The following is a 12416-nucleotide window of genomic DNA, read 5'->3' as shown; positions in this document are numbered from 1 at the left end:
GAGGGACGCCCCTCGGGGGACCGACGCACCACACGGAGGACAGCAGATGAAGGCAGTCACCTGGCAGGGCCCGCGCACGATGTCGGTCGAGGAGGTGCCCGACCCCCGCATCCAGGACCCGACCGACGCGGTCGTCGAGGTGACCACCACCGGCCTGTGCGGCTCCGACCTGCACCTCTACGAGCCGCTGGCACCCTTCATGACCCCCGGCGACGTCGTGGGCCACGAGCCGATGGGGATCGTGCGCGAGGTCGGGCCCGACGTGCGGGACCTCGCGGTCGGCGACCGCGTGGTGGTGCCCTTCAACATCAGCTGCGGCAGCTGCTGGACCTGCTCGCGCGGCCTGCACAGCCAGTGCGAGACGACCCAGAACCGCGAGCACGGCACCGGCGCCAGCCTCTTCGGCTACAGCAGCCTCTACGGTGCCGTGCCGGGCGGGCAGGCCGAGCTGCTGCGGGTCCCGTTCGCCGACTTCCTGCCGGTCAAGGTGCCGGAGGGCCCCTCGGACGACCGGTTCGTCTTCCTCTCCGACGTGCTGCCCACCGCCTGGCAGGGCGTCGAGTACGCCGACTGTTCCGCCGACGGCACCCTGCTGGTGATGGGCGCCGGGCCGATCGGTGACATGGCGGCGCGGATCGCGATGCACCGCGGCATCCGCACCATCGTGGTCGACCGGGTGCCCGAGCGCCTCGCCCGGGTGGCGGCCCGGGGCGCCGAGACGATCGACCTCGACGCCGTCGACGACGTCGCCGAGGAGGTCCGCAGCCGCACCGGCGGGCGCGGCGCCGACGCCGTGATCGACGCCGTCGGCATGGAGGCGCACGGCAACCCCGTGGCCGAGAAGGCCATCAAGGCCGTGGGCCTGCTGCCCGACGCCGTGGCGAAGCCGCTGATGCTCAAGGCCGGCTTCGACCGACTGGCCGCGCTGCACGCCTCGCTGGACGCCGTACGACGGGGCGGCACCGTGTCGCTGCTCGGCGTGTACGGCGGCGCGGCCGACCCGATGCCGCTGATGCAGATGTTCGACAAGCAGCTGCAGCTGCGCATGGGCCAGGCCAACGTGCGGCGCTGGACCGACGACATCATGCCGCTGCTGCTCGACGACGCCGACCCGCTGGGCACCGAGCAGTTCGTGACCCACCGGCTCCCGCTGGCGCAGGCGCCCGAGGCCTACGCGAAGTTCCGGGACAAGCAGGACGAGATGATCAAGGTCGTCTTCACGCCCTGACCCCCCACCACGTACGACGCCGCCCGCCCCGGAGCCTTCCGGAGCGGGCGGTCGTCGTCGTACGTCGTGGCGCAGCAGGCCTCAGGGGGTCGGCGGCACCGAGTTCTGGCGCCTGGCGGCGTCGACGGCGTCGGAGGCGACCTCGCTGGCCTTCTCCTTCACCGTCTCGGTGGCGCGGTGGGCGGCGTCCTGCACCCGCGGGTCGCGGCGGACGCGGGCGGCCTGGGCCACGATCTGGTCGTAGCGCTCCCGGCCTGCGCGGGCGCCCAGCACGTAGCCGGCGCCGGCGGCGATCAGCATCGAGGTCTTGCTCATGGGTCTGGTCCTCTCGTCGGTGACCCGGTCCGCCTACCCCGCCGCGGCCCGCCTCAATCCACCCCTAGGCAGAGGTCAGGGCGAGGTCCCAGGCGATGCCGTCGAGGATGTCGCTCTCGCTGACCACCAGCTCGGTGGCCCGGCTGCGGGCCAGCACCCGCGAGACGATGAGGCCGCCGGCCGCGATGACGTCGGCGCGCCGCGGGTGCATCCACGGCAGGGCCCGGCGCTGCTCGACGCTGAGCCCGACCAGGCGGTCGCACTCGCGGTGCACGGCCGCGACGTCGAGCACGCTCTGGTCGATGCGGTCGCGGTCGTAGGCGTCGAGGTCGAGCACCCCGGCGGCCAGGGTGGTGATCGTGCCGGCGACGCCCACGACGCTCAGCGCGTCGCTGACGGCCACGGGGCTCTGGTCGAGGACCGCGTCGACGTCGGCGACGCAGGCGGCCACCTCGGCGGCGGTGGGCGGGTCGGAGTGCAGGTGGCGCTCGGTGAGGCGCACCGAGCCGATGTCCATCGAGTGCGCCTGGTCGGGGCGGTCCTGCTCGGCCCCCGCGTGACCGAGCACCAGCTCGGTGGAGCCACCGCCGACGTCGACGACCAGCACCGGCGCCTGCGGCGTCTCGCGCAGCACCCGCACCGAGCCGGCCCACGCCAGCCGGGCCTCCTCGCCGCCGCTGAGCACCTCGGGGCGCACCCCCAGGCGCTGCTCGACGCCGTCGCCGAACTCCTCGGCGTTGTCGGCGTCGCGGGTCGCCGAGGTGGCGCAGAACCGGGTGTGGGCGGGGTCGACGCCGTGCTCGCGCACCAGCGCGGCGTACTCCTCGACGGCGGCGAAGGTCCGCTCGAGCGCGGCCTCGAAGAGCCGGCCGGTGCGGTCGACGCCCTCGCCGAGACGCACCATCCGCGACTCGCGCACCACGTCGGTGGTGGTGCCGGCGCCGACGTCGACGTCGGCGACGAGCAGCTTGATCGAGTTGGTGCCGCAGTCGATGGCGGCTACGCGCACGGGCCCGGCTCCCACCAGGGACCGAGGGCGTCGAGGACCTCGTCGCCGAGCGGGTTGACGCCGCGGCCCTGGGCCAGGGACTGGCCGGCCAGCACGTGCAGGCACTTGACGCGGTCGGGCATCCCGCCCGCCGAGATCCCCTCGATCTCGGGCACGTCGAGCCCGGCGGCCCGGCCGATCTCGTCGCGCGCGGCGAGGTAGCGCTCGTGGGCGGCGGCGTACGCCGCGGCGAGCTCCTCGTCGTCGGCGAGGCGCGCCTCCATCTCCTTCATCAGCCCGGAGCCCTCGAGGGTGCCGATGCGCGACGCGGCGCGCGGGCAGGTCAGGTAGTACGTCGTCGGGAACGGCGTGCCGCTGGGCAGGCGCGGCACCGTCGTCACCACGTCGGGGTTGCCGCAGGGGCAGCGGTGCCCGACCTCGGCGATCCCGCTGGCCGAGCGGCCCAGCTGGGCGTCGACGACCGCCTGGTCGGCCTCGCTGATGCCGGGCAGGTCGGGGGCGCTCACTGCTGCTCCTCGGAGCCGTCGATCTCGGTCAGGGGCGGGGTGCCGGGGTTGCGCGGCGGGTTGCCGGCCAGCAGCACCGAGGCCCAGGCGTCCTCCCAGAAGGCCGGCTCGACCTCGGGGCCGACCTCGTCGGGGTCGGCGAGCTCGGCGGCCGGCTCGAGCGGCTCGCCGTCCTCGTCGAGCACGACGTACGACGTCTCGCCGGGCATCACGTAGCCGAGCTCGCGGGCCTCCTGGGTGACGTACGCCGGGTCCTCCCAGCGCCGCATCTCGCGCTCGAGGTCGGAGATGCTCGCCTCCTTCTCGGCGATGTCGGCGCGCAGCGCGTCGAGCTCACCGCGCTGCTGGAGGTAGGCGCGCGCCGAGCTGGCGTAGGAGACGGCCAGCACGGCCACCACCAGCACCAGCACCGCCGCCCGGCCGGTCAGGCGGGGCCGGCGGCGACGCGAGGTGCCCGGGCGCGGGGTCGACCCGGCCGCGGGGCGCGCGGCCGGGCGCGGGGCACCGCCCCGGCCGGGGCCGGTGCGCCCGCGCGGGCCGCTGCCCCGCGACGGGGTGCGTCGGTTCTCGGGCATGTGTCCCAGGGTCGCTCAGGAGGTGTAGCGCGGGAACGCCGACACACCGGCGTAGCGCGCGGCATCTGAGAGCTCGTCCTCGATGCGCAGCAGCTGGTTGTACTTCGCGACCCGCTCGGAGCGCGCCGGGGCACCGGTCTTGATCTGGCCGCAGTTGGTGGCCACGGCCAGGTCGGCGATCGTGATGTCCTCGGTCTCCCCGGAGCGGTGGCTCATCATGCACCGGAAGCCGTTGCGGTGGGCCAGGTCGACGGAGTCGAGGGTCTCGGTCAGCGAGCCGATCTGGTTGACCTTGACCAGCAGGGCGTTGGCCTGGCCGCCGCTGATGCCGCGCTGCAGGCGCTCGACGTTGGTGACGAACAGGTCGTCGCCGACGATCTGGACCTTGTCGCCGAGCTGGTCGGTGAGGGTCTTCCAGCCCTCCCAGTCGTCCTCGTCGAGGGGGTCCTCGATGGAGACGATCGGGTAGGCCTCGCACAGCTCGGCGTAGTAGGCGGTCATCTCGGCGGCCGTCTTGGACTGGCCCTCGAAGGAGTAGACGCCGTCGGTGCAGAACTCGGTGGCGGCCACGTCGAGGGCCAGCACGATGTCGGTGCCCAGCTTCTGGCCCGAGCGCTCGACGGCCTCGGCGATCAGGTCGAGGGCGGCGCGGTTGGAGTCGAGGTCGGGGGCGAAGCCGCCCTCGTCGCCGAGGCCGGTGGCCAGCCCGCGCTCCTTGAGCACCGCCTTCAGCGCGTGGTAGACCTCCGCGCCCGAGCGCAGCGCCTCGCGGAAGGAGGACGCGCCGACCGGCGCGATCATGAACTCCTGGATGTCGACGTTGGAGTCGGCGTGCGAGCCGCCGTTGAGGATGTTCATCATCGGCACCGGCAGCACGTGGGCGTTGGGCCCGCCGACGTAGCGGTAGAGCGGCAGGCCGGCGGAGTCGGCGGCCGCGCGGGCCACGGCCAGCGAGACGCCGAGGATGGCGTTGGCGCCGATCTCGGCCTTGTTGGGGGTGCCGTCGGCGGCGAGCATCGCCTGGTCGACGAGCCGCTGGTCGTCGGCGTCGAGGCCCTCGACGGCGGGGCCGAGCACGCGGATCACGTTGTCGACGGCCTGCTGGACGCCCTTGCCGGCGTACCGGTCGCCGCCGTCGCGCAGCTCGACGGCCTCGAACGCGCCGGTGGAGGCGCCGCTGGGCACGGCTGCGCGGGCGAAGGTGCCGTCGTCGAGGACGACCTCGACCTCGACGGTGGGGTTGCCCCGGGAGTCGAGGATCTCGCGGGCGCCGACTGCTTCGATGGATGCCACTTGGGGTGCTCCTGAACGGTTCGGGGGTGCTGCGTGGTGGGCTGTGCTGCGGGGGCGGACGATCTCGCCGGCGCCGAGCCTAGTGCGTGGCGCGGCCCGCGGGTCGCGCGGTCCGGCCCCCGGGAGCACCGCCCGGTCACTACGGTGTGGCCATGCTCGACTACGCCGACTACGCCGACCACGACGCCACCGCCCTCGCCGCCCTCGTGCGCGAGGGCTCCACCACCGCCGAGGAGCTGCTCGCCGCGGCCCGGGCCCGCGCGGCGGAGGTGAACCCGCGCATCAACGCGATCGTGCACGGCGTCGAGCCGCCGGTGCCCTCGGGCCCCGAGCCCGAGGGCGGGCGCCCCTTCGCCGGGGTGCCGTTCCTGCTCAAGGACCTCAACCAGCGCCTGGCCGGCGTCCCGACCAGCGGCGGCAGCAGGGCCCTGGCCGGCCACCCGGCCGCCGAGACCGCCGCGGTGGTGCAGCGCTGGATCGAGGCCGGCCTGGTGATCTTCGGCAAGACCAACAGCCCCGAGTTCGGCGCCAAGGGCGTCACCGAGCCGCACGTCTTCGGCGCCACCCGCAACCCGTGGGACCTCGCGCACACCCCCGGCGGGTCCTCGGGCGGCTCGGCCGCGGCCGTGGCCGCCGGCATCGTGCCCTGCGCCGCGGCCAGCGACGGCGGCGGCTCGATCCGCATCCCGGCCTCGGCCTGCGGGCTCTTCGGTCTCAAGACCAGCCGCGGGCTGCTGCCCCACGGCCCCGAGTTCGGCGAGTCGATCGGCGGCACCAGCACCGACGGCGTGGTCTCGCGCAGCGTCCGCGACAGCGCCGCGATGCTCGACGTGCTCGCCGGGCCCACCCCCGAGTCGCCGTTCCTGGCCGCCCCCGGCCCGGCTGAGGGGTACGCCGCCGAGGTCGGCCGCGACCCGGGCCGGCTCCGGGTCGCCGTGAGCTGGCACAGCAGCGTCAACCCCGACCCGCACCCGGAGGCCAAGGCGGCCGTGCACCACGCCGCCGAGCTCCTGGCCGCCGCCGGCCACGAGGTCGTCGAGCTCGACGCCGCCCCGGTCGACGACGCGCAGCTGGCCGAGGACTTCCTGACCACCTGGTTCGTCAACTGCGCGGTGGCCGTCGACCAGGCCCGCCAGCTGACCGGGGCGGGCGAGGACGACTTCGAGCCCGACACCCGGGTGATGGCCGCCCTGGGCCGTGCGACCGCCGCGACCGACTACGTGCGGGCCACCGAGAACCGCCACACCCACGTGCGCCGGCTGGCCGCGCTGCACGCCGAGCACGACCTGCTGCTGACCCCCACCACCGCGACCCCGCCGCCGCGCATCGGCGCCTTCGACCAGCCGCCGCTGGTGCAGCTGGCCCAGAAGGCGCTGCTGACCGCCCGCGTCGGCGGCCTGCTGCGCTTCACCCCGCTGGTCGACCAGATGATCAGCGAGAACCTCGGCTGGGTGCCCTACACCCAGATGGCCAACCTCACCGGCCGCCCGGCCATGAGCGTGCCGCTGCACTGGACGCCCGAGGGCCTTCCGATGGGCGTGCAGCTCGTCGGGCGCCTGGGCAGCGAGGGCATGCTGCTGCGCCTGGCCGCCCAGCTCGAGGACGCCGCCCCCTGGTTCGACCGCCGCCCGCCCCTCTGACCCGACCCGGCGCTACTTCCCTCGCGAGTCGGCGCTACTTCCCTCGCGAGTCGGCGCCAGTTCCGGAACTGGCGCCGACTCGGCGGGGAACTGGCGCCGGCTCGCGTCAGGTGCGGCGGCGTACGGCGTCGCGCAGGGCCTGCTCGGGGTCGACGCCGTCGGCGCGGGCCTCGTCGACCAGGGCCAGGAGCCGCTCGCCGAGGTCCTCGGAGCCGTGCCGGAGGTCGACGTCGCGCCCGGCGCGGTGGAGCCGGTCGAGCACCTTGTCGGCGTAGAGCAGCGCCGGGAGACCGGCGGGCACGCCCTCGTCGACGGTGGTGCGCCCGGACTTCTCGGCGGCCTTGATCTGCTGCCAGCGCTCGTTGACGGCGGCGGCGTCGCGGGGTCCCCCCGGCTCGCCGGCCTCGTCGCCGAAGACGTGCGGGTTGCGGCGCAGCATCTTGTCGGTGATGCCGCGGGCGACGTCGTCGATGTCGAAGCCGCCCGCCTCCGCGGCGACGGCCGCGTGGAAGTAGACCTGCAGCAGCAGGTCGCCGAGCTCCTCGCGCAGGTGCTCGAGCGCGCCGGGCTCCCCCGCCTCGAGGCGGTCGACCGCCTCGACGGTCTCGTGGGTCTCCTCGAGCAGGTAGCGCACCAGCGAGCGGTGGGTCTGCTCGGCCTTCCACGGGCACTCGGCGCGCAGTCGCGCCATCACCGCGCGAAGCTCGAGCAGCGGCTCGTCGGCGGCGTCCACGGGGCGGGCCCCGCTCAGGTGCAGCGCTGCGAGGCCGGCAGCCGCTCCTCGAGCCGCACCGCCGCCGGGTCGAGCGTCAGCAGCTCGACGGCCTCGTCACTGACCGCGACCGAGAGCTCGTTGCGGCGCTCCTCGGGCGCGGTGAAGTCGACCTCGGTGAAGAGCGGGTTGGTCGAGATGTCGTGCGCGGCCTGCCAGGCCGACAGGTAGGTCTGGTACGCCGCCGTGCGGGTCGCGTCGTCGGCGTCGCCGTCGAGCGCCGGGTCGACGACCTCGGCGACCACCGCGCGCAGGTAGCCGCTGGAGGCGAAGACCGGCAGCACCTCCTCGAGGGCCTCGGAGTCGGCCTGGGCGAGCCCGAGCCGGGCCTGCTGGGCGGCGCTGCCGTAGATCACGTCGCCGTCGATGTCGTTCTCGGCCGCGATCAGGTCGGCGATCTCGCGCTGGGCCAGCTGGGCCAGCACCGTGTCGCGCACCGTCGAGCCGGTGTAGCCCTGGCCCAGGAGCTCGGGGTTGCTGCGCAGCACCTCGCAGGTCGCCACCGAGAGGTCGTCGACCTCCGCGACGCTGATCTGCCGGTCGTCGATCTCGGCGGCCACGCCGGGCGCCGCCTGGATGTCGGAGACACCGCAGCCGGAGAGCACACCGGTGCCCAGCAGGGCCGCAGCGGCGAGACCGGCGAGGGGACGGGACAGACGCACGGGAGCTCCTTGGGATGACGGCAGCGTGGGATGAGAAGTGAGGGCCGGGTCACACTCGACTGGTCACATTGAACCAGCCGCTCATGCCGGGTCGATCACCTGGTCGATCACGCCGCGCGCCCACTCGAGCAGCGCGATGCCGTCGAGCGGGCGCCCGCCGATGACCGCGGTCTGCGGTCGCGGCACCAGGACCGTGTCGACCTGCGGCTTGACCAGCGACTTCGGGTACATCCGCTGCAGCCGCACGACGCGCGACTCGGGCAGGCTGACCGGCGCGAACCGCACGTTCTTGCCGGCGATGGTGACCTCGCCGATCCCCGCCTTGCGGGCCCGGGCCCGGAACCGCGCGACCAGCAGCAGCGAGACCACCTCGACCGGCGGCTCGCCGTACCGGTCGAGCAGCTCCTCGTTGATCGCGTCGACGTCGTCGTCGGAGCGCACCTCGGCCAGGCGCTTGTAGATCTCCAGGCGCAGCCGCTCGGTGGGGATGTAGTCGTGGGGCAGGTGCGCGTCGACCGGGAGCTCGATGCGGACCTCGTTGAGCTCGGGCTCGCCGCCGTCGCCCTTGAACTCCGCGACCGCCTCGCCGACCAGGCGCACGTAGAGGTCGAAGCCGACGTCGGCGATGTGGCCCGACTGCTCGCCGCCCAGCAGGTTGCCGGCGCCGCGGATCTCGAGGTCCTTCATCGCGATCGCCATGCCGCCGCCCAGGTCGGAGTGCTGGGCCAGGGTGGCCAGCCGCTCGTGCGCGGTCTCGGTGAGCGGCTTCTCGGAGGGGTAGAGGAAGTAGGCGTAGGCCCGCTCGCGCGAGCGGCCGACCCGACCGCGCAGCTGGTGCAGCTGGGAGAGGCCGAGGGTGTCGGAGCGCTCGATGATCATCGTGTTGGCGTTGGAGACGTCGAGGCCGGACTCCACGATCGTGGTGCACACCAGCACGTCGAAGCGCTTCTCCCAGAAGTCGAGCATCACCTGCTCGAGCTGCTGCTCGCCCATCTGGCCGTGCGCGGTCGCGACCCGCGCCTCGGGCACCAGCTCCTTGATGCGCGCCGCGGCCTTCTCGATCGACTGGACCCGGTTGTGGATGTAGAAGACCTGGCCCTCGCGCAGCAGCTCGCGGCGCACGGCGGCCACCACCTGGCGGTCCTCGTAGGCGCCGACGTAGGTCAGCACCGGGTGCCGCTCCTCGGGCGGGGTGGTGATCGTGGACATCTCGCGGATGCCGGTGATCGCCATCTCGAGGGTGCGCGGGATCGGCGTGGCGCTCATCGACAGCACGTCGACGGAGGTGCGCAGCCGCTTCATCTGCTCCTTGTGCTCGACGCCGAAGCGCTGCTCCTCGTCGACGATGATCAGCCCGAGGTCCTTCATCCGGGTGTCGGGGTTGAGCAGCCGGTGGGTGCCCACCACGATGTCGACGGTGCCGTCGGCCAGCCCGGCCAGGACCTCCCTGGCCTCCTTGTCGGTCTGGAAGCGCGAGAGCCCCTTGAGCACCACCGGGAAGCCGGCCATCCGCTCGCTGAAGGTCGACAGGTGCTGGGTGACCAGCAGCGTCGTCGGCACCAGCACCGCGACCTGCTTGCCGTCCTGGACGGCCTTGAACGCCGCGCGCACCGCGATCTCGGTCTTGCCGTAGCCGACGTCGCCGCAGACCAGGCGATCCATCGGGACCACCTGGCGCATGTCCTGCTTGACCTCGTCGACCGTGGTCAGCTGGTCCTGGGTCTCCTGGAACGGGAAGGCGTCCTCGAGCTCGCGCTGCCAGGGGGTGTCGGGGCCGAACGCGTGGCCCTGGGTGGCCTGCCGGGCGGCGTACAGCTTGATCAGCTCGGCGGCGATCTCGCGCACCGCCTTGCGGGCGCGGCCCTTGCGCTTGGCCCAGTCGCCGCCGCCGAGGCGGTCGAGGCTGGGCTGCTCGCCACCCACGTAGCGGGTGACCTGGTCGAGGGCGTCGGCGGGCACGTAGAGCCGGTCGGCGGGCCCGCCGCGCTTCGAGGCGCCGTACTCGAGCACGAGGTACTCGCGGGTCGCGCCGCCGACCTGGCGCTGCTTCATCTCCACGAAGCGCCCCACACCGTGCTGCTCGTGGACGACGAAGTCGCCGGCCTTGAGCTCGAGCGGGTCGATCTGCTTCTTGCGGCGGGTGGGCATCTTGCGCATGTCGCGCGTGGACGACTTCTGGCCCGAGAGGTCCTCGCCGGTCAGCAGCACCAGGCGGTTGGTCTCGTCGACGAACCCGTGCGCGAGCGCGCCGCAGCTGACGGTGACCACGTCGGGCGACAGGCGCACCTGCTCGCCACCGTCGCCGGGGCGCGGCTCGACCATCCGGGCCGGCACGTCGTGCTCGGCCAGCGCCTCGACCATGCGCTGGGCGGGGCCGTGGCCCTCGTGCAGCACCAGCACCCGGTATCCCTCGGAGCGCCAGGTCTCGAGGTCCTTGATCGCCCGCTCGACGTCGCCGCGGTAGGCGTCGACCGGCTTGGCGGGCAGCGCCCGGCTGGGCACTGCGCCCACGGTCACGTCGACGTCGATGCCGGTGACCGCGCCCGACTCGTCGCGCAGCACCGGCCCGGCCGCCGCGCCGTCGGCGTCGTCGATGCCGAACGGGCTCACGGTCCACCAGGGCTTGTCCTGGCCCAGGCTGTGCTCGCGCACGTCGGAGAGGGTGCGGTACGACGCCGCGCCCAGGTCGATCGGGGCGCTGCCGCCGCTGGCGGCCGCGGCCCAGCTGGCGCCCAGGAACTCCTCGCTGGTGGCGACCAGGTCGTGGGCGCGGCGGCGCGCGCGCTCGGGGTCGAGCACCAGCACGTGGGTGTCGACGGGCATCAGGTCGACGAGCAGCTCCATGTCGTCGACGAGCGCGGGCGCCAGCGACTCCATGCCCTCGACGGCGATGCCCTCGGCCATCTTGTCGGTCAGCTCGAGCAGCTGGGGGTGGGCCTGGCCGAGCGCGGCGGCGCGGCGGCGTACCTCGTCGGTGAGCAGCAGCTCGCGGCACGGCGGCGCCCAGAGCCGCTCGACGGGCTCGAGGGTGCGCTGGTCGGCCACCGAGAACGAGCGGATCTCCTCGACCTCGTCGCCCCACAGCTCCACGCGCAGCGGGTGCTCCTCGGTGGGCGGGAAGACGTCGATGATCCCGCCGCGCACCGCGAACTCGCCACGGCGCTCGACCAGGTCGACGCGCGAGTACGCCGCGTCGGAGAGGCGTTGCACCAGGTCGTCGAGGGGCGCGGTGCCGCCGGGGACGAGCTCGACGGGCTCGAGGTCGCCGAGCCCCTTGACCTGCGGCTGCAGCACCGAGCGCACCGGCGCCACGACCACCTGCAGCGGGCCGTTGGTGGCGTCGGTGCCGGGGTGCTGCAGGCGGCGCAGCACCGCCAGGCGCCGCCCGACGGTGTCGGAGCGCGGGCTGAGCCGCTCGTGGGGCAGCGTCTCCCACGACGGGTAGTAGGCGACCGCGGCCGGTGTCGAGCAGGTCGCCGAGCGCGGCGACGAGGTCCTCGGCCTCGCGCGAGGTGGCGGTCACCGCCAGCACGCTGCGACCGGCGCGCACCAGCCCGGCCACCACGAAGGGGCGCAGGGCCTCGGGGCCGGTCAGGTCGAGCGCACGGACGCGCCCCTCCCCCGCGTCGGCGAGGACCTCGGTGAGGGTCGGGTCGGCCAGCACCGCGTCGGCGATCCCGGCGGGGCCGGGGGCGAGGTGGGTCTCGAGGGTCGTGGTCGACACGTGCGCTGGCTCCTGGGTGGTCGCTGGTGCGTCAAGCACAGAGGGCGCCGCACGGGCAACGCCCCCGCTCGGGCGCGAGACGGGGGTGCGGTGCAGCGCGCTCGAGTCTACGACCGGCCACCGACACCGGCCGAAAGCCGGTTGTCCTCAGCGGCGGGCGCCGAACGCCTCCTCGCGCAGCGCGGCCAGCTCGTCGGAGCGGGCCTGGTCGGCGGTGTAGAGCACCCGCCCATCGGCGGCCACCTCGGCCACCAGCTGCTCGCGAGCGGCGAGGTAGGCGACGTACGCCCGCTGCTGCTCGCCCAGGTCGCGGTGCCAGGACCGCACCTCGACGCCGCGGCAGACCTCCAGCGCCCGTCGCAGCACCGGGCGGACCTCCTCGGCCTCGGCGGCCACGATCGCGTAGAAGCTGTCGCGGCTGCTGCCCTCGGGGACGGCCGCGAACGCCGGGCGCAGGTAGGCCACCATCGCGGCGAGCACGGTGTCGGTGCGCCGGGCCGCGGCCAGCGCCCGCTCCTCGCAGCCCGCCAACCGGTCGCGCTCGTCGTCGCGCCACCGGGCGTCGAGGACCGCCAGCACGGCGCCCGCGACGACCAGCAGGGCCACGAGCGCGGCCAGGAGCCTCAGGCGGCGTACGGCGCGCGGGCCCCGGGGCGGGCGCCCGCCGTCGAGGACCTCGACGCCGGCCACCG

General features: G+C 74.3%; 10 protein-coding genes and 1 pseudogene. 2 read left to right on the top strand and 9 right to left on the bottom strand.

Going from position 1 to position 12416, the window contains the following annotated elements; all coding sequences use genetic code 11:
• Positions 1 to 46 precede the first annotated feature (46 nt).
• Positions 47 to 1228, top strand: coding sequence for a zinc-dependent alcohol dehydrogenase (locus H0S66_RS11520; protein WP_179615513.1), 1182 nt, complete (start codon positions 47 to 49; stop codon positions 1226 to 1228).
• Between the two features lie 81 nt (positions 1229 to 1309).
• On the opposite strand, the gene H0S66_RS11515 is transcribed toward H0S66_RS11520, so the two are convergent.
• The 5 genes from H0S66_RS11515 to eno all read right to left on the bottom strand — a co-directional run bounded on the left by H0S66_RS11515 (position 1310) and on the right by eno (position 4926).
• Positions 1310 to 1543, bottom strand: a complete 234-nt coding sequence (locus tag H0S66_RS11515) for a hypothetical protein (RefSeq protein ID WP_179615512.1) — start codon at positions 1541 to 1543, stop codon at positions 1310 to 1312.
• A 64-nt stretch (positions 1544 to 1607) separates the two neighbouring features.
• The gene (locus H0S66_RS11510) at positions 1608 to 2552 is read right to left on the bottom strand and encodes a Ppx/GppA phosphatase family protein (protein WP_219633560.1); all 945 of its coding nucleotides are present in this window, start codon (positions 2550 to 2552) and stop codon (positions 1608 to 1610) included.
• Complete coding sequence (locus tag H0S66_RS11505; protein ID WP_258016872.1) at positions 2543 to 3058, bottom strand: DUF501 domain-containing protein; 516 nt, start codon at positions 3056 to 3058, stop codon at positions 2543 to 2545. The genes H0S66_RS11510 and H0S66_RS11505 overlap by 10 nt, the downstream gene beginning before the upstream one ends.
• A complete protein-coding gene (locus tag H0S66_RS11500; RefSeq protein WP_179615510.1) occupies positions 3055 to 3633 on the bottom strand; it encodes an FtsB family cell division protein in 579 nt (192 codons plus the stop codon). Before H0S66_RS11500 ends, H0S66_RS11505 begins: the two co-directional genes overlap by 4 nt.
• A 15-nt stretch (positions 3634 to 3648) precedes the next feature.
• The gene (gene eno / locus H0S66_RS11495) at positions 3649 to 4926 is read right to left on the bottom strand and encodes a phosphopyruvate hydratase (protein ID WP_179615509.1); all 1278 of its coding nucleotides are present in this window, start codon (positions 4924 to 4926) and stop codon (positions 3649 to 3651) included.
• Positions 4927 to 5078: 152 nt separating this feature from the next.
• On the opposite strand from eno, the gene H0S66_RS11490 reads away from it, so the two are divergent.
• A complete protein-coding gene (locus tag H0S66_RS11490) occupies positions 5079 to 6566 on the top strand; it encodes an amidase (protein WP_179615508.1) in 1488 nt (495 codons plus the stop codon).
• A gap of 106 nt (positions 6567 to 6672) precedes the next feature.
• On the opposite strand, the gene H0S66_RS11485 is transcribed toward H0S66_RS11490, so the two are convergent.
• The 4 genes and pseudogenes from H0S66_RS11485 to H0S66_RS11470 form a co-directional block, all read right to left on the bottom strand.
• Positions 6673 to 7299, bottom strand: coding sequence for a nucleoside triphosphate pyrophosphohydrolase (locus H0S66_RS11485; RefSeq protein WP_258016871.1), 627 nt, complete (start codon positions 7297 to 7299; stop codon positions 6673 to 6675).
• 14 nt (positions 7300 to 7313) lie between these two features.
• Positions 7314 to 8000 carry a hypothetical protein gene (locus H0S66_RS11480; RefSeq protein ID WP_179615507.1) on the bottom strand — a complete coding sequence of 229 codons (687 nt, stop codon included), beginning with the start codon at positions 7998 to 8000 and terminating at the stop codon, positions 7314 to 7316.
• Positions 8001 to 8081: 81 nt separating this feature from the next.
• Positions 8082 to 11724 (bottom strand): annotated as a pseudogene (gene mfd / locus H0S66_RS11475) (transcription-repair coupling factor).
• Positions 11725 to 11871: 147 nt separating this feature from the next.
• Complete coding sequence (locus tag H0S66_RS11470) at positions 11872 to 12414, bottom strand: hypothetical protein (RefSeq protein WP_179615505.1); 543 nt, start codon at positions 12412 to 12414, stop codon at positions 11872 to 11874.
• Between the last annotated feature and the right edge of the window lie 2 nt (positions 12415 to 12416).

The sequence above is a fragment of the Nocardioides marinisabuli genome (assembly GCF_013466785.1).
Lineage (GTDB): Bacteria > Actinomycetota > Actinomycetes > Propionibacteriales > Nocardioidaceae > Nocardioides > Nocardioides marinisabuli.
This window is presented reverse-complemented; position numbering and strand designations above follow the sequence as displayed.